Raw genomic sequence first — 14,817 nt, 5'->3', positions numbered from 1 at the left:
GAATACCTGGAAATATGACGTTATATGTTAAAAACATGGTTTGTGATCGTTGCGTGATGATCGTTCGCCAGCAATTGGAGAACCTTCACTTTGAAGTCAAAGACATTTCCCTTGGAAAGGTAGAGGTATCACCGGAGCCTGATGCACATCAGCTTCAGGACATCGCTTCGTCCTTCCAGATTCTAGGTTTTGAACTGATTGATAAAGAGAAGGATCAGCTGGTAGAGCAGATTAAGAATAAAGTGATCGAACTGGTTCACTATTCCGACCTGAACGAAATCCACCAAAGCCTTATGCAGCTGATCGCAGATCGTTTAGATAAAGACTATGCTTATTTAAGCCGTTTGTTTTCTGATGTGGAAGGAATTACCATTGAAAAGTTCATCATCCAGCAGAAAATAGAGAAGGTAAAAGAGCTCCTGGAATACGGAGAACTGAACCTGAACGAAATTTCCTATAAGATGGGATATAGCAGCAGCGCCCACTTATCTGCTCAATTTAAATCGCTCACCGGCCTGAGCCCAAGCAAGTATAAAAATGCCGGCCCAATCCACAGAAAACCACTGGATAAGCTGAAATAACCACCGCTGATCATCAGAAATACTAACCTGTGTTTATTCTCAGATTGGTAAATTTAATTTCGAACTATAGCCCAAAATTTGTAACATTATGGTGCTAAATAAATACAGACTGGAAAATATCCCCTTAAGATGCCTTTTTATAAACACTATTCCTTTGATCTTTGGTTAACTTTAATCAAGTCAGATCCAGCCTTTAAAACGGAAAGAACAAAATACTTTCAGGCCAATTTTAATTCAACAAAAAAAACAATAGAAGAAGTTGCGCTGATTTTCAGGCATGTAGACCTGATGGTGAACGCCATGAACGAAAAAACAGGAAAGAATATCGATTCTGATGAGATGTACCTGATGGTGATCAGTATCATCAACAACTATTCTACCGCCTTTCAGGATATTGATCTCGAAGGATTATATCTGGAAATGGAAGCATTATTGTTAAAACATATGCCCCTGTTGTATTGTTCTGAATGTATTGACGTTTTAAGTCAATTGAAAGAATCTGGTTTAAGTACGGTAAGTATTTTAAGCAATACCGGATTCATTAAGGGAGTAACATTAAGAAAAGTATTAAAACATTTAAATTTGGATAGCCTGTTAGATTTTCAGTTGTATTCGGATGAATTCCGTCTGTCCAAACCAAACCCTCAGTTTTTTCAGCTGATGCTGGATCATATTGACCGGAAAAAACATTTACAAATAGACTTAAAAGAGATCATTCATATCGGAGATAATCCTATAGCAGATGTCAGAGGGGCCGAAGCCATCGGCATCAACAGCCTGCTCATCAATTCAAACCATCTATCTATTTCAAACTTACTTTCATGATTCCATACACCTATTCCTTACATAAAATCCACAACACGGATCATTTTGGCTTTGAGCCTGATGATTACAGCCGGTTTAAGTTCGGCGATGCACAGGTGGCCAAATCTTTTGGTAAAGACCTGGCGGATGGATTCATCAGGTATTACCTGACAGAAAATTTCATTACCGGACAGATTGTAGTGATCTCCAGCCCGTATTGTTTTATTCCAACGGCGACTTTTGCGATGAAGAACTATTTCGTTTCGCAACTGAACCGCTGGCTGGTAGAACATGGGGGATTGGCCGTGCAGGAAGCAAAGGTACACCGGACCATTACTTATAAAGAAGATTATGGGGCGCTGAGTGCAGAAGACCGCATGACGCTGATCGGAAATGATTCCTTTCACATCGATAAGGACTTTCTGGAGGGGAAGACCTTACTGTTCCTGGATGACATTAAAATAACCGGCAGTCATGAACGCATGATCCTGAAAATGGTGAAAGAATACGGATTGAAAAACGATATCCACATGCTTTATTTTGCGGAGCTGATGAACAAAGACATTCATCCCAATGTGGAAAATCACCTGAACTACCATCAGATCAAATCCATATTTGACCTGGAAGAAATCATTCAGGGAGGAAATTTCTGTATTAATACGCGGATTGTTAAATATATCCTAAATTGCGATTTTAATAGTTTCTCTATCTTTTTGGAGCGCCAAAGCACAGATTTTATCAATAGTCTGTACGATTTGTCTTTGGGCAACAGCTACCATACGATAGAATCCTATTCGGAAAACTTAAATTATTTAAAGAATTACATACATAATAACAATTATAAATTGATTTAATATGGCGATTAACTTGCAAAAAGGGCAAAGAGAAAACATTAATGCCCCTAAATTTTCAATCGGTCTGGGATGGGATACCAATAGCTCTTCTACAGGAACCGCATTCGATTTAGATGCCTCTATTTTTATATTAGATGATCAGAAGAAATTAGTATCAGATCAACACCTTGTATTTTACAATAACCTGAAATCACCTGACGGAGCGGTAGAGCATTCTGGCGATAACCTGACCGGAGATGGCGATGGCGATGATGAGCAAATCAAAATAGACCTGACCAATGTTGATTCAAAAGTTGCCGAAATTTGTATCGTGGTAACGATTCATGATGCAGAAGCAAGAAGACAGAATTTTGGACAGGTAAGAAACTCTTTTATCCGTATTTTTGATGCTTCCACCAATGAGGTGATCCTAAAGTATGAACTGGAAGAAGATTTCTCTATCGAAACAGCTGTGGAATTCGGAAGAATCTACAAACGTGAAGACAAATGGAAATTCGAAGCAGTAGGAATGGGAATGAAAGGTGGTTTACAAGATTATTTAAACAAATATCAATAAGAAATTATGGCAATCAATCTTCAAAAAGGACAACGTATCAGTCTTGAAAAAAGCAACGGAAGTAAACTTCAAAATATTTGTGTAGGAATCAACTGGGGTGCCATTGAGAAAAAAGGCATGTTCGGTTTTGGTAAGAATAAAGAAGCAGTGGATTTAGATGCAAGCTGTGCCTTATTCAGTGAAAGCAAACAATTGCTGGATGTGGTTTATTTTGGCAGCTTGAAATCTAAAGATGGCGCAGTAAGACACAGTGGTGATGATTTAACTGGTGATATGGGCGGTGATGATGGTCTGGATAACGAGGTGATCACTTTGGATTTTGCTCAGCTGAACCCTGCAGTGAACTATGTGGCTTTCGTATTAAACAGTTTCAGAGGGCATGATTTCGGAACGATTCCATTTGCTTCGATCCGCATTTACGAAGGAACCCCTAAACGTGTAAATGAAGTGTTTGCAACTTACGACATTGCAAATGGTTCGAACTTTGCCGGCCATGTATCTATGGTAATGGGTGTATTCTACAAGAAAAACGGAGAATGGAAATTCAACGCAATCGGAGAGCCTACAAAAGATAAAAAATTAGAAGAAACGGTAAATACCGTAACACAAAGCTATTTATAAGCTCTAAAGGTTGATGATCATTTTATTAAATTATGGAAACAAACCCAAGTAATACCCAAAACCTTACTCCTGTAAAACTGGATAAGGACGGAAATGTTGATCTGACGACCATTACTCCTGAGGAAACCAGGAAATACAATGAGATTAGTAAATCATTGGAACCTTCGGATGTGAACTCTATCCTGAATTACGGTGTAGAGGCACAGAACTCTATGGAGAAATACAGTAATGATTTTTTATCATCTGTACGGACCTATAACAGTGGTGAGGTTGGAGGATTAATCAACGAATTGCTGACGGAACTGAATTATATCGATGTTTCTGAATTGGAACAAGGTGGTTTTAAATCTTTTATTTCAAAAATCCCATTCCTGAAAAACCTGGTGGTAGACGTGAAGAAACTCTTCCAGAAGTACGATGTAGTGGTGAACAATATTGACAAGATCACCAATAAGATCAAAGCAGGACGTTTAAATTCGATTAAAGACAACAGCTCGCTTCAAACGATGTTTGATAGCAATGTGACGTATATCCATCAAATGGAAGAACTGATCATCTCCGGACAGCTTAAATATAACGAGTTAGGCATAAAGCTGGCAGAGATGGAAGGCAGACCTGCAGATTATCAGGATTATGAGATTGCTGATTTAAGGGATTACATCAGCAGACTGGACAAGAGACTGGCAGATATGAAAATTGTCCGCTTTATCATGTTGCAGTCGCTGGCACAGATCCGTGTGGTTCAGAACAACAATACTTCTATTGCCGAAAAAGCACAGTCAATTGTATCCACCACCATTCCGGTATGGAAAAATCAGCTGACGATTGCTGTAGCACTGCAAAGGCAAAAAGCCAATGTGGAAATGCAGAAAAAGATTTCGGATACCACGAATACCATTTTACAGAAGAATGCGGAAATGCTGAAACAAAACAGTATCGATGTAGCTAAAGAAAATGAGAAAACAGTAGTGTCTCTTGAAACCTTGAAGATGACCACCAATTCATTGATCGAAACCTTAAATGAGGTGAAGAAAATTCATGAAGAAGGTGCTCAAAGCAGAAGGGTGCTGGATGGAGAACTAAAAACTCTGGAAACAGAACTGAAGAAAAACGTTACCCGCGTTAATTAAAATTAATCAATGGATGAACGTCGTGTTTATATTTTAAAGGAATCCCGCACAGAGATCAGCCGCTTACAGCTGCTCTCTGTGTTTTTTGAGGAGGAGTCTGTCTATAAAATATACTTGCGCAGTCAGGTGATCCATCAGCTGTTTGAGAACAATGAAGATCTGGATATTGATAAACTGGAGCTTTTTCATGTTCAGTTTACCTCAAGCGTGATTGAGCTGCTCAGAAAGATTAAGAAAAACAATGAAAAGAATGTAAGTCTGCTCTATGACGAAATTCATCTGAATGAGGAATTGATGGAGCGGATGAACAATACGGTGTTTACCGACAAGAATTTCAACCTGGATAAACAGAAACAGGCTTTAAAGATCAATTTGTCTTTAAGAAAGTTATTCCAGGTGTTGTCGGAGCTGAGTACCGAATTCCCCTTTTCAAGGAACATCAATTCCTTTAGTTCCAGGTATGCCAAGGATTTCTTCTATAACATCAGTCCGGATCAGTTGAGTCAGCTGATTGATTATGATCCGAAGGAAATGTATATTGACGTTAATGCCAGCATCCAGAAGAAACTAATGGGCCTGCTGTGTAAGTATGATTTCAAAACGGAATTTTTCTATGGGTTGAAATCCGGGCAATTGATCATTGAAGTGTATAAGTTCATTGATGTAGACCGGCATTTTCTTTTCTTCCCAAGCAGGAACCTGTTCCTGTTTTGTGATCTGAATGTGTTGAAAGAGGTAGACTGGTCTACAAACCTGAGCGAAAAGGAAAAGATCATTCAGGAGCTTTCCTATAAAAACGACAAGCTGGAGAGCAGTGCAGCAGCACTTAAATCCTATATTCCTAAAGAAATTATCGATCTTTTAGAAGAGAACTACCTGAAAATATCTGATATCAATTTCCTTGACCATCTGAATAACTTTGATGTGCAGGCAAATATTTTAAAAGCAATGCTTAAAACCGATCTTTTTTAGCATTTTTAAGGCAAATACAAGTAAATTAAAACTATAAAGTAAAAAATGGATAATAATTTAATTAATCATCCCGGTGTACTGATCGGGTTCGCAGTGCTGATCCTCGTGATGTTGCTGTTAGATTTGGGCGTTTTTAATAAAAAGGTGCATGCAGTAACCAGTAAAGAGGCCGCAATATGGTCTATTGTATGGATCACACTATCCATGGCTTTCAGTGGTGTAATTTACGCAACCTCCGGTTTTGAGAAATTTACACAGTTTCAATCGGCTTACTGGATTGAAAAGGCCTTATCTGTAGATAACCTCTTTGTGTTTATCCTGGTATTTGGATTCTTTAAGGTGCCTAAAGAGTTGCACCATAAAGTGCTTTTTTGGGGAATTATCGGTGCCTTAGTGTTCCGCGCAATTTTCATTTTTGCCGGTGTAGGACTGATTAACCTGACTTATCTTCCTGAAATGACAATTTTTGGTGAAGTAGTAAGGATCAATGTGATTTTGTCAATTTTCGGTCTGTTCCTGGTTTATGCAGGGATCAAATCATGGGTGGCAAGTGATGACGATGATGAAGAGAAAGATTTCAGCCAAAGTGCAGGTGCACGTCTGGTTTACAAATTCTTTAAAGTAAGTAAAGAGTTTGATGGTGCTAAGTTCTTTACTGTAGAGAATGGTATTAAGCTGGCTACGCCATTATTGGTTGTAGTAGCAGTAATTGAGTTCACAGATTTAATTTTTGCCGTTGATTCGATCCCTGCGATTTTCGCGATTGCTCCGGATGATCCGCTGATTTTATATACTTCCAACATTTTTGCCATATTGGGTTTAAGGGCTTTATATTTCCTTCTGGCCAATTTCATTCACATGTTCAGCTTACTGAAATATGGCTTGGCAATCATTCTGTCGTTTATCGGAGTAAAAATGGTGATTGCACCAGTTTATCACATCTCTTCTCCGGTTTCTCTGGCGATAGTAGGAGGGGTATTGATACTGTCGGTAATTGCCTCACTGATTTTCGTTCCTAAAGAAAAGGAAGCAATAGAAGAACCAAAATAGATTTTAAAGGTTTTATCACCTTAAAAGACCTGAACAGAAATACTGTTCGGGTCTTTTTTTTACCTTTAGACAAACGATTATTATGCAACATTCTGTTATTCTTCCTGTCACTCCTGAAAGTAAACCTTTATGGTCAAATGATCCTTCTGCTGCGGTCCTGGATACCTTAAATGCTGGCGCTGTGCAGATTGAACTGATGCTTCAGGGCTACCATTCCCGAGAAAAAGTGAGAACGGTCAGCTTTGACGATTCGACCCTGCAGTTGCTCGCTACAAATGAGTACCGTCTTAAAGCAAACTATGTAATCGAAGAATACAGTGTATGTAGTGCCATTGATCAGGTGGATTCAGAAAGTATGCCGTTGACGGTTTCTTTGCTGAGCGAAGGAACTGCGATGGAAGTAAAGGGAATTGATTTGCCGGAACGGGAGCCTGATTCTTTATAACAGCATAATCTTCCTCAACTTCCTCCTGAATTAAGCTCCTCTGTTTTTATGGTATCCGGAATTTCAGTGCATAAAAAAAGCCAGCAATTTCTTGCCGGCCTTTCATTATTAATTGATTAAACTAGAACAAACTAAATTCAACTCTACGGTTTTTCTGACGACCAGCAGCAGTTTTGTTAGTTGCTATTGGTTGGTTAGGTCCGTAACCTGTAGCTTCGATACGTGAAGCATTTGCACCTTGTGATACTAAATAAGCTTTGATTGCCTCAGCTCTGTCTTTCGATAAGCGTAAGTTTAAAGCCATTTTACCAGTGTTATCTGTGTGTCCAGCTAATTTTAAGCTGAAGTTTTTCTCTACTAGTAGCGCAGCAACACGGTTTAATGTAGGGTAAGATTTAGCACGGATAGTCGCTTTTCCTAAATCAAATTCTAAATCTCTGATCGCTTCGTTCACTACTTTTTTGTCAGCTTCAGTAACGATGATTTTTTCTCTGATAATTGCTGGAGCTGCTTTTAATGTACAACCTGCACCGTCAACGATAGTTCCAGAAGGAGTACCTGGGCATTTGTCAAATTTGTTAGCTACACCATCACCATCATCATCACCCATTTCCTGCGCATATTTAGCTTCCATTGCTTCTTTATCTCTTTTAGCATTTTGCTCTGCTGTAGATAAAGCTCTTCTCAGGTCAGCACTTTCTTCTGCACTTTGGTTACGTAAGTTAGCCAATGAGCTGTAGTTTTGTAACTGTGGTTTTGATTTGCTACCCAAAGCAAATTCTAAACCTGCGTGTCCGTAAGAGAATTTATCGAATTTACCATTACCAGAGTTATAACCGTCAAATTCAGCTGTTTTAGTAAAGTTAACATCATAACCAAAGTCTAAATTGATACCTTTGGCGATACCTAATTTAAAACCAGCACCTACCGGGATAAAATATCCGTCTTTGAAACCTCTGCTCTCAGTAATAGCACCATCAGTTACTCTCGCACCAGATGACATATAACCCACACCCGCTTTTACGTAAGGGATTAAAACTGCATTTTCTCTGTTAATGCTGATGTTTGCTACATTGTAAACAGCGTTTAAGGCTGCCGACCATTCTAAGCTTGTTTCAAAGCTTGTGTTTGCATGGTAAACTGGTCTGTCATTAGCATCAAAAGTATCAAAAGCTCTTAAGCCTTTAACTTTACCAGCTAAAACGTCAAGTTGTAAACCTAAAGAAGGCAAGATTTGTTTCTTGATGTAACCACCATAACCCAGGCTTTCTTTAGCAGCCTCGAAATCGCGTTGCGGGCCATTAAAGATGGTGTTGGAACTCAACACACCTGCATGTCCACCGATTGACCAGGTACGGAATTCTTTTTTTCCAAAGCGTCCTGTAGTTTCAGGCGCTGTATCTTGAGCGAATAATTGCGATGATACTCCCAATAGGGCAACTACCATTGCGGCTTTTGTAATGTTAGATTTCATTTTCTTTTTCAATTAGATATATGTGCATCCAGTTTTTATGCTGAACTGCTAACCTCCTTGTAATAACCTTGCCAAAGCTATTTTTGATGGAAAATAAATTGAAATAAGCTTATAGTCAGCTTGTTAATGTCTTTGTCGGGATATTAATAAAATATATCCTTTTTGATAAATGCGGTGTTTTTTTGTATAGTATTTGCTACAATTCCTCTTTTTTTAGAAAGAAATCGAAAGTTAAAAGAGGGGAAGAAGACTATAACTCAAAGACTTCTCCCTTTTCCGGAATGCTGACCTGGTAGCCAATTTCGCTGAGGGCTTCCGACAAGCTTTGGGTGCTCTTGTCTTCTCCATGAACGAGAAATACTCTTTTTAATTGTGCGGGGTCCTGATGTTTCACCATATTGACAAGGTCGTTGTGATCACCATGTCCACTCAACAGATCTGTTTGCTGGATGGTTGCATAAACCATAAGGTCGCGGTTTCTGAGTCTGATGATTGGATCTCCGCGTAAAAGACGGTTGCCTAAGGTGCCTTTTGCACAATACCCAATAAACAATATCGTACAATAGTAGTTCTGAATGTTATAATAAAGGTGGTCCTGTATTCTTCCGCCTTCGAGCATTCCGGCTGAAGAAATAATGATACAGGGTTCATGGTAATTTGAAATGGATAAACTTTCTTTTTTATCATTTACATAGGAAAGCTCTTCAAATTCAAATTCATCACCTTTCTGTTTGTAGAATTCTTTAGCCTCATCATTTACCAGATCATGGTGTCTGCGGTAAATGTCCGTTGCAATTTCTGCCATCGGACTGTCTACGAAAATTTTAACCGGTGGGAGCAAGCCTTTACTGAAAATCTGGTTTAAGGCATAGACCAAAGACTGGGTCCGGCCAATACTAAAAGCCGGAATGATCAACCGGCCGGGAAATTTAACACAGGATTCATTAATGGTTTCTACTAATTTTTGCTCCAGACTGACATCCGAGCTGTGGATTTTGCCCCCATAAGTGGATTCTGAAACGAGGTAATCTACTTGTGGGATAGGTTCCGGATTTACCAGTACCGGATAATTGTTTCTTCCGATATCTCCTGTAAACGCAATTTTCTTTTCCCGGCCCTGGTCCTGAACGGTCAACACTACTGCTGCTGCTCCCAACAAATGGCCAACGGGGATGAATGTTAAAGAAACGTTACCGTTTAAACGAAAATCTCTATGAAAGCCGATGGTCACAAACCTTTCTACGGTATCCATGACGTGCTTTTGAAGGTATAAAGGCTGCGGGCCGGTGCCAGAACCTCTTCCACGGCGGCCTTTCGATTTTGATTTGTGTTGCTTGCTGAGGAAAATCTGAACAGAATCCAGTAAGAGCAATTCCGTAAGGTCTGCTGTTGGGGGAGTGCAAAGGATTTGTCCTTCAAAGCCCATTCTAATTAAAGTGGGTAAATTCCCGGAATGGTCAATGTGTGCATGGGTCAGGATAACCACGTCAATATCGGAGGGATCAAAAGGAAAATATTGATTCTCTTCCTGATAGGTGTCTTTCTCATAATCGAGACCACAATCAACCAATATATTATAATCTTCTAATTGCAGCAGATGCATACTCCCTGTTACCTGTCTTGCTGCTCCCCAAATGGTCAATTTCATAGTTGTGGTATTCCTTATTGGAGCCAAGTTATCATTTTTTATAATTTATCCGCATCCATCCATGTTGAAAAATTGCTGATCTGGTATTGATAATTAAGATCAGCCGAAGGATTTTCACTGGATATCCTCTTCCATTGCTGTAGTTCATCTATAAAGCCAGGAAGCGGAAGGCCGGAAACCTGAGCGGCTTTAACATAGAATTCCTGTCTGCTGGGATGATCGGGTGAACATACATTATATATATGTCCGAACGATTGGTTTTTGAGGACTGCCATGCTGAAGCCAACACAGTCTTTAAGGTGTACCAGATTAACAGGGGCCTGTCCGTTGGGGATGTTTTGTTTTCCGGCAAAGAACCTTCCGGGATTTCTGCCAGGGCCAATTAGTCCGCTGAAACGAAAGATGGTGGTTGTAAAGCTTCTTTGGGTGCTCAATAGCTTTTCTGCTTCCAGCATGGCTTTGCCGGATGGGGTGTCGGGGGAGGCAGGACTGGAACTGTTGATTTCCATATTATGATCTCCATACACAGCTGTGGAGCTGATAAATATGACCTGTTTTACATAATGCTGTTCTGCAATAGCGGCGATACCCGCAATCTTTTGACAGAAAGTATGTTGCTCCTGACTGCTTCTTTTTGGAGGAATGCTGATCAGTAAGAGGTTTGTCTCAAAAAAATCAGGATCGTAATGTTGCTGGTCCTGTTGAAAATCGATGAGGTAAGGTTGAATGCCTGCATCAGAAAGTGTTTGCAGTTTCTCTGTTGTGGTACTGGACCCTTTTATGGTATAACCCGCTGCGATTAGATTTTTGGCAAGCTCTAAGCCATACCAGCCACAGCCAAGGATGCTGATGGTGGTGATCGGGGTAGGAGGAGTTGTTGGCATTTTATTTTGTATTTCCGGAATGGTGGCGAAGCAATAAAAAAGGGGTAATGCCTAAACATACCCCTCTTTTATAAATTGAATTGAGACTAAAGAACTGTTACGTTTGACGCTTCAGGACCTTTTTTTCCTTCATTCAATTCGAATTCTACGCTGTCTCCTTCATTCAACTCTCTGAATGAATCTCCTGCAATCGCAGAAAAATGTACGAAAATATCTTTTCCTCCATCTTCTGGAGTTATAAATCCAAATCCTTTTGCAGAATTAAACCATTTAACTTTTCCTGTTGTACGCATATTATTATATATATATTTCGATGTGAAAATAATGAATAGAATATTAATATCAAAATGTTTAAACAGGGCTTGAAACAATTTAAATAAAAGGCATTTAATGTTGTTAAAACCTATTTAGAGATAGATTGTTAAGGTAAAGAGATCAGCTTCCCTGTAGAAATTTAAAACTGATAAAATGGATAAAGAGATGAAAAGACCTAAAAAGAGGACTTATGAAGAGCCGGACAACCTCGGACTGGATGCAGATCAGTCCTCAGAAAGCTTCTCTTATTATAGTCATTTGAATACAGACAATGACCGTATTTCTGGAAATCCAGACGGTGAAGACGATAATCATAATGCAATAGGGCCAGTTACTTATACTCCTTTGATGGACAAATGAGTAGTTTGGCATCATTTTTACAGTATACCCATGTAAAACAAATATATATTTTATGAAATGATCGTAAACCTATTGCTCAGAAACCGCAATAAATGTTATGGTCAATCATCACCAAAAAACAAATTCCCATGAAAAAGATATTTTCAGTAGCAGCATTGGCGATCATATTATCAGCATGTTCAAATAATGCGAAGCAAGAAGCGATGATCAGACAACAAGCAATTGTTGCCGTAAAAGATAGTCTGAAATTGGATAGTTTTAAAAGAGCAGATGCCCGGGAAAAAGAAAGGGTAGCAATCGTGAAAGAAGAAAAAGCTAAACAGGAAAAAAGAACGCTTTTGCTTGCAGAAAGAAATGAAGCAGCATCGGCAAGAACCAGCAATAGTTCTTCTTCCCATAATGAAGCTGCCGTACCTGCAAAGAAAAAAGGCTGGAGCCAGGCTGCAAAAGGTGCCGTTATTGGTGCCGGGGCAGGAGCTTTGGGAGGTATTCTGATTGACAAAAAAGATGGTAGAGGTGCAATTATCGGTGGAGTTGTGGGTGCTGGTACCGGTTATGTGATTGGTAGAGCCCAGGATAGGAAATCAGGAAGAGTACAGCCGAAGAATTAATTATAAAATTACCCGTTTTTCTGAAAAGCCAGATAAAAAACCTGTATACAGGTTTTTTATCTGGCTTTTCTCTTGAAATCATAAAAATCTCTCTTCCTTCTTTTGTCAAATTGATAGATTTCTGTGCTTTATTTTGAACGGAACAATCAGAAAATGTTCGGTAGCCGGACAATTCCGTCAACTGAAATAAATAAATGGTTGAAAACACAATTTTGGCCATCGAATTCCCCAATTCCCATTTTTGTAAATTGTAGAAAAATGCCCACAATGGGGTAGGTTTTGGGTAAATAAACTACCCGGAAAAGATCATTTGTGGAATAGCTGAAAATTAAATGATAAGGGAAAAGCGGTCCTCATTGGCCCTAATCTTTGTTTTTAAGCCGGATGCCCTTGTCCAAGTTTGTCTTTTTTCTTATTGGCGTGGTTTTTTCCTTTATCCAATCGTAACCACAACCTAAAATGAGAATTCAATATACATTATTGTTGTTTCTTTTGGTGTCTTTGTTCAGTTGTAAAAAAGACACCTCGCTGGATAATTTATCCAATGTGATTCTGAAGAGAGAAGGTCTTTTGAGAGTAGAGTGCAATGATTGTGAAGTTAATTATCAGGTTTATACCAAGGAGTTCAATGTGGGGATTGATAAAGGAAGTAACGATATCTCTTTTTTCTATGCTGGTGATTTTGACCTGAAGACTGAGGTGTTGTCAAAAAAACAACAAAAGATCAGACTGGTAGTGATCGATTCATTTGGCCGGATTGTATCTAATGAACTGAATGACTGGAATGCGGGGGAAACGCGTAAAAGGACATTCGAAATCAGTATTAAATAGTTTAATCTATACTGATTAAATTGAATAAGGGGGATCAATAGAAAAAGTATTATGTTTACACAAAGAACCAGTAACAACAGCACAGGCAGCAAAGCTCCTAAAATAGGGAATATGCCTTATGTGGATAGGTTTTTGCTATGGAATTCAAGTAAAAATCAGCGTAACGAGTACATGGAAATTAAACCAGATGATAAAAAAAGTATCCTGATTGTAGATGACGAACTGAGTATTCTGAAATTGCTAAGTTTCATTTTAGCTGCCGATTATGACCTGATCATCAAAAAGAGCGGGATCGAAGCCATCGCCTGGCTGGAAGAAGGAAACGATCCGGATTTGATCATCTCAGATCTGATGATGCCCTACTTTGATGGAAGCACATTAATCAGAAACCTCAAAGTAAGCGGTTTTTATAGAAATACCCCGGTAATCCTGTTGTCAGGAGCAGAAGACTTAGCCGATAAGGTGAAGCAGATGCCTTTTAAAATAGACAGCTACCTGGAGAAACCTTTTAATCCCGCAATTCTGAAATCTCAAATCGCTCAACTCATAAAATAATGACAACCTCTACAATTAACCGGCCTCAGATAAATGCAAAAATTGTGCATTTTGGAAAACTTTTGAAAGGAGTGATCATGGAGGAGTTTGATGCCAATGTGGACCAGATGGATGATCCGAAGGATTTTAAAAGGTATCTCGATCAGCAGTCTCTATTGACTTTACCCGATATCATTTTAATTGAGGTAGATGACAATAAGCATTGTTTCGATCAAATCAAAGAGATTAAAAAGAATCCGCTCTTACAAGGACTGATCATCGTTCTGTTGGGGATCAAAGAAGACAAATCCTGGAGAAAGATGGCACTGGACCTGAAAGTGAATGACTATTATACCTATCCTTTTCCTTTGGAAGACTTCAGTGAAAGACTTAATTTTTTAGTTAAATTTAAGTTGATTAAACCGAAACTATTGGAACTTGCTCAAAAAGTGGATATGGAATATCAGATTCCCTGGACCAAACGTGCATTTGATCTCGTTGCATCCGGAATGGCGCTTTTATTCCTGTTTCCGATCTTTATCATAGTGGCAATTCTCATCAAGCTGGAATCGAAAGGTGCAGTGATTTATAAGAGCAAGCGGGTGGGAGCCGGATATAAAATATTTGATTTTTATAAATTCCGCTCGATGAGGAGTGACGCTGACAAGATGGTAGAGTCTATGGCAGGAATGAATCAGTATGCCAATGAGTCTGATGCTAAAAACGGGAAAGCTGCATTTGTTAAATTTAAAGATGACCCGCGCATCACCAGACTGGGCTCCTTTTTAAGGAAAACGAGTATAGATGAACTTCCTCAGCTGATCAATGTTTTTATCGGGGATATGTCCCTTGTAGGAAACAGACCTTTGCCATTATACGAAGCTGAACAGTTAACCACAAATGAATGGTCTACAAGATTTCTGGGACCTGCGGGTTTAACCGGTTTATGGCAGATCAGCAAACGTGGTAAAAAAGACATGTCAGAAACCGAACGTAAGGAGCTGGACAACTACTATGCGACCAACTATTCCATATTCCTGGATCTGAAAATTATCCTCAAAACCATACCTGCTTTAATTCAAAAAGAAGAAGTGTAGGAAGACAAATAAAACAAGAAACAACCAAAAATTAACAATCTTAATATTAA

The 14,817-nt window shown here is 39.1% G+C and carries 18 protein-coding genes; 14 read left to right on the top strand and 4 right to left on the bottom strand.

The genetic code is table 11. The annotated features are described in order from the left end of the window. The first annotated feature begins 14 nt into the window (after window positions 1-14). From BUC20_RS06940 to BUC20_RS06900, 9 genes are all read left to right on the top strand, one after another. Window positions 15-581 carry a helix-turn-helix domain-containing protein gene (locus BUC20_RS06940; protein WP_073229066.1) on the top strand — a complete coding sequence of 189 codons (567 nt, stop codon included), beginning with the start codon at window positions 15-17 and terminating at the stop codon, window positions 579-581. 129 nt (window positions 582-710) lie between these two features. After that, complete coding sequence (locus tag BUC20_RS06935; protein WP_073229063.1) at window positions 711-1,406, top strand: HAD family hydrolase; 696 nt, start codon at window positions 711-713, stop codon at window positions 1,404-1,406. After that, window positions 1,403-2,239 (top strand): phosphoribosyltransferase family protein, encoded by an 837-nt coding sequence (locus BUC20_RS06930; RefSeq protein ID WP_073229060.1) that lies wholly within the window; start codon window positions 1,403-1,405, stop codon window positions 2,237-2,239. Before BUC20_RS06935 ends, BUC20_RS06930 begins: the two co-directional genes overlap by 4 nt. Window position 2,240: 1 nt before the next feature. Then, window positions 2,241-2,795, top strand: coding sequence for a TerD family protein (locus BUC20_RS06925; protein WP_073229058.1), 555 nt, complete (start codon window positions 2,241-2,243; stop codon window positions 2,793-2,795). 6 nt (window positions 2,796-2,801) lie between these two features. Then, window positions 2,802-3,416, top strand: a complete 615-nt coding sequence (locus tag BUC20_RS06920; RefSeq protein ID WP_073229056.1) for a TerD family protein — start codon at window positions 2,802-2,804, stop codon at window positions 3,414-3,416. Between the two features lie 32 nt (window positions 3,417-3,448). Continuing rightward, complete coding sequence (locus tag BUC20_RS06915; protein WP_073229053.1) at window positions 3,449-4,546, top strand: toxic anion resistance protein; 1,098 nt, start codon at window positions 3,449-3,451, stop codon at window positions 4,544-4,546. 9 nt (window positions 4,547-4,555) lie between these two features. Beyond that, window positions 4,556-5,518 carry a hypothetical protein gene (locus BUC20_RS06910; RefSeq protein ID WP_073229050.1) on the top strand — a complete coding sequence of 321 codons (963 nt, stop codon included), beginning with the start codon at window positions 4,556-4,558 and terminating at the stop codon, window positions 5,516-5,518. Window positions 5,519-5,563: 45 nt separating this feature from the next. Then, window positions 5,564-6,568 (top strand): TerC/Alx family metal homeostasis membrane protein, encoded by a 1,005-nt coding sequence (locus BUC20_RS06905; protein ID WP_073229048.1) that lies wholly within the window; start codon window positions 5,564-5,566, stop codon window positions 6,566-6,568. A gap of 82 nt (window positions 6,569-6,650) precedes the next feature. Continuing rightward, window positions 6,651-7,013, top strand: coding sequence for a hypothetical protein (locus BUC20_RS06900; RefSeq protein WP_073229045.1), 363 nt, complete (start codon window positions 6,651-6,653; stop codon window positions 7,011-7,013). A gap of 121 nt (window positions 7,014-7,134) precedes the next feature. Here BUC20_RS06900 and BUC20_RS06895 read toward each other — a convergent pair whose 3' ends face one another. From BUC20_RS06895 to BUC20_RS06880, 4 genes are all read right to left on the bottom strand, one after another. After that, window positions 7,135-8,487, bottom strand: coding sequence for an OmpA family protein (locus BUC20_RS06895; RefSeq protein WP_073229042.1), 1,353 nt, complete (start codon window positions 8,485-8,487; stop codon window positions 7,135-7,137). 250 nt (window positions 8,488-8,737) lie between these two features. Then, window positions 8,738-10,135 carry an MBL fold metallo-hydrolase gene (locus tag BUC20_RS06890; RefSeq protein WP_073229039.1) on the bottom strand — a complete coding sequence of 466 codons (1,398 nt, stop codon included), beginning with the start codon at window positions 10,133-10,135 and terminating at the stop codon, window positions 8,738-8,740. A 38-nt stretch (window positions 10,136-10,173) separates the two neighbouring features. Next, a complete protein-coding gene (locus BUC20_RS06885) occupies window positions 10,174-11,019 on the bottom strand; it encodes an SDR family oxidoreductase (RefSeq protein WP_073229037.1) in 846 nt (281 codons plus the stop codon). Between the two features lie 86 nt (window positions 11,020-11,105). Further along, window positions 11,106-11,312 (bottom strand): cold-shock protein, encoded by a 207-nt coding sequence (locus BUC20_RS06880; RefSeq protein ID WP_062548063.1) that lies wholly within the window; start codon window positions 11,310-11,312, stop codon window positions 11,106-11,108. Between the two features lie 175 nt (window positions 11,313-11,487). On the opposite strand from BUC20_RS06880, the gene BUC20_RS06875 reads away from it, so the two are divergent. The 5 genes from BUC20_RS06875 (at window position 11,488) to BUC20_RS06855 (ending at window position 14,767) form a co-directional block, all read left to right on the top strand. Continuing rightward, window positions 11,488-11,694, top strand: coding sequence for a hypothetical protein (locus tag BUC20_RS06875; protein ID WP_073229034.1), 207 nt, complete (start codon window positions 11,488-11,490; stop codon window positions 11,692-11,694). A gap of 128 nt (window positions 11,695-11,822) precedes the next feature. Further along, the gene (locus BUC20_RS06870) at window positions 11,823-12,305 is read left to right on the top strand and encodes a YMGG-like glycine zipper-containing protein (protein ID WP_073229578.1); all 483 of its coding nucleotides are present in this window, start codon (window positions 11,823-11,825) and stop codon (window positions 12,303-12,305) included. 459 nt (window positions 12,306-12,764) lie between these two features. Then, window positions 12,765-13,136: a hypothetical protein gene (locus BUC20_RS06865; protein WP_073229031.1), complete on the top strand. Its 372-nt coding sequence runs from the start codon at window positions 12,765-12,767 to the stop codon at window positions 13,134-13,136. A gap of 51 nt (window positions 13,137-13,187) precedes the next feature. Further along, window positions 13,188-13,691 (top strand): response regulator, encoded by a 504-nt coding sequence (locus BUC20_RS06860; RefSeq protein ID WP_234994461.1) that lies wholly within the window; start codon window positions 13,188-13,190, stop codon window positions 13,689-13,691. Further along, entirely contained in the window at window positions 13,691-14,767 is a 1,077-nt protein-coding gene (locus BUC20_RS06855) for a sugar transferase (protein WP_073229029.1), read from the top strand. Before BUC20_RS06860 ends, BUC20_RS06855 begins: the two co-directional genes overlap by 1 nt. Window positions 14,768-14,817 lie beyond the last annotated feature (50 nt).

Source organism: Pedobacter caeni, from assembly GCF_900129215.1.
Taxonomy (GTDB): Bacteria; Bacteroidota; Bacteroidia; order Sphingobacteriales; family Sphingobacteriaceae; genus Pedobacter; species Pedobacter caeni.
This window is presented reverse-complemented; position numbering and strand designations above follow the sequence as displayed.

Excerpts from the sequence above, each read along its gene's own strand:
- BUC20_RS06870 (WP_073229578.1), top strand. The coding sequence starts at position 11,823 with ATGAAAAAGATATTTTCAGTAGCAGCATTGGCGATCATATTATCAGCA.
- BUC20_RS06885 (WP_073229037.1), bottom strand. The coding sequence starts at position 11,019 with ATGCCAACAACTCCTCCTACCCCGATCACCACCATCAGCATCCTTGGC.
- BUC20_RS06925 (WP_073229058.1), top strand. The coding sequence starts at position 2,241 with ATGGCGATTAACTTGCAAAAAGGGCAAAGAGAAAACATTAATGCCCCT.
- BUC20_RS06940 (WP_073229066.1), top strand. The coding sequence starts at position 15 with ATGACGTTATATGTTAAAAACATGGTTTGTGATCGTTGCGTGATGATC.
- BUC20_RS06920 (WP_073229056.1), top strand. The coding sequence starts at position 2,802 with ATGGCAATCAATCTTCAAAAAGGACAACGTATCAGTCTTGAAAAAAGC.
- BUC20_RS06880 (WP_062548063.1), bottom strand. The coding sequence starts at position 11,312 with ATGCGTACAACAGGAAAAGTTAAATGGTTTAATTCTGCAAAAGGATTT.
- BUC20_RS06865 (WP_073229031.1), top strand. The coding sequence starts at position 12,765 with ATGAGAATTCAATATACATTATTGTTGTTTCTTTTGGTGTCTTTGTTC.
- BUC20_RS06855 (WP_073229029.1), top strand. The coding sequence starts at position 13,691 with ATGACAACCTCTACAATTAACCGGCCTCAGATAAATGCAAAAATTGTG.
- BUC20_RS06895 (WP_073229042.1), bottom strand. The coding sequence starts at position 8,487 with ATGAAATCTAACATTACAAAAGCCGCAATGGTAGTTGCCCTATTGGGA.
- BUC20_RS06890 (WP_073229039.1), bottom strand. The coding sequence starts at position 10,135 with ATGAAATTGACCATTTGGGGAGCAGCAAGACAGGTAACAGGGAGTATG.
- BUC20_RS06915 (WP_073229053.1), top strand. The coding sequence starts at position 3,449 with ATGGAAACAAACCCAAGTAATACCCAAAACCTTACTCCTGTAAAACTG.
- BUC20_RS06900 (WP_073229045.1), top strand. The coding sequence starts at position 6,651 with ATGCAACATTCTGTTATTCTTCCTGTCACTCCTGAAAGTAAACCTTTA.
- BUC20_RS06875 (WP_073229034.1), top strand. The coding sequence starts at position 11,488 with ATGGATAAAGAGATGAAAAGACCTAAAAAGAGGACTTATGAAGAGCCG.
- BUC20_RS06860 (WP_234994461.1), top strand. The coding sequence starts at position 13,188 with ATGTTTACACAAAGAACCAGTAACAACAGCACAGGCAGCAAAGCTCCT.
- BUC20_RS06930 (WP_073229060.1), top strand. The coding sequence starts at position 1,403 with ATGATTCCATACACCTATTCCTTACATAAAATCCACAACACGGATCAT.
- BUC20_RS06910 (WP_073229050.1), top strand. The coding sequence starts at position 4,556 with ATGGATGAACGTCGTGTTTATATTTTAAAGGAATCCCGCACAGAGATC.
- BUC20_RS06935 (WP_073229063.1), top strand. The coding sequence starts at position 711 with ATGCCTTTTTATAAACACTATTCCTTTGATCTTTGGTTAACTTTAATC.
- BUC20_RS06905 (WP_073229048.1), top strand. The coding sequence starts at position 5,564 with ATGGATAATAATTTAATTAATCATCCCGGTGTACTGATCGGGTTCGCA.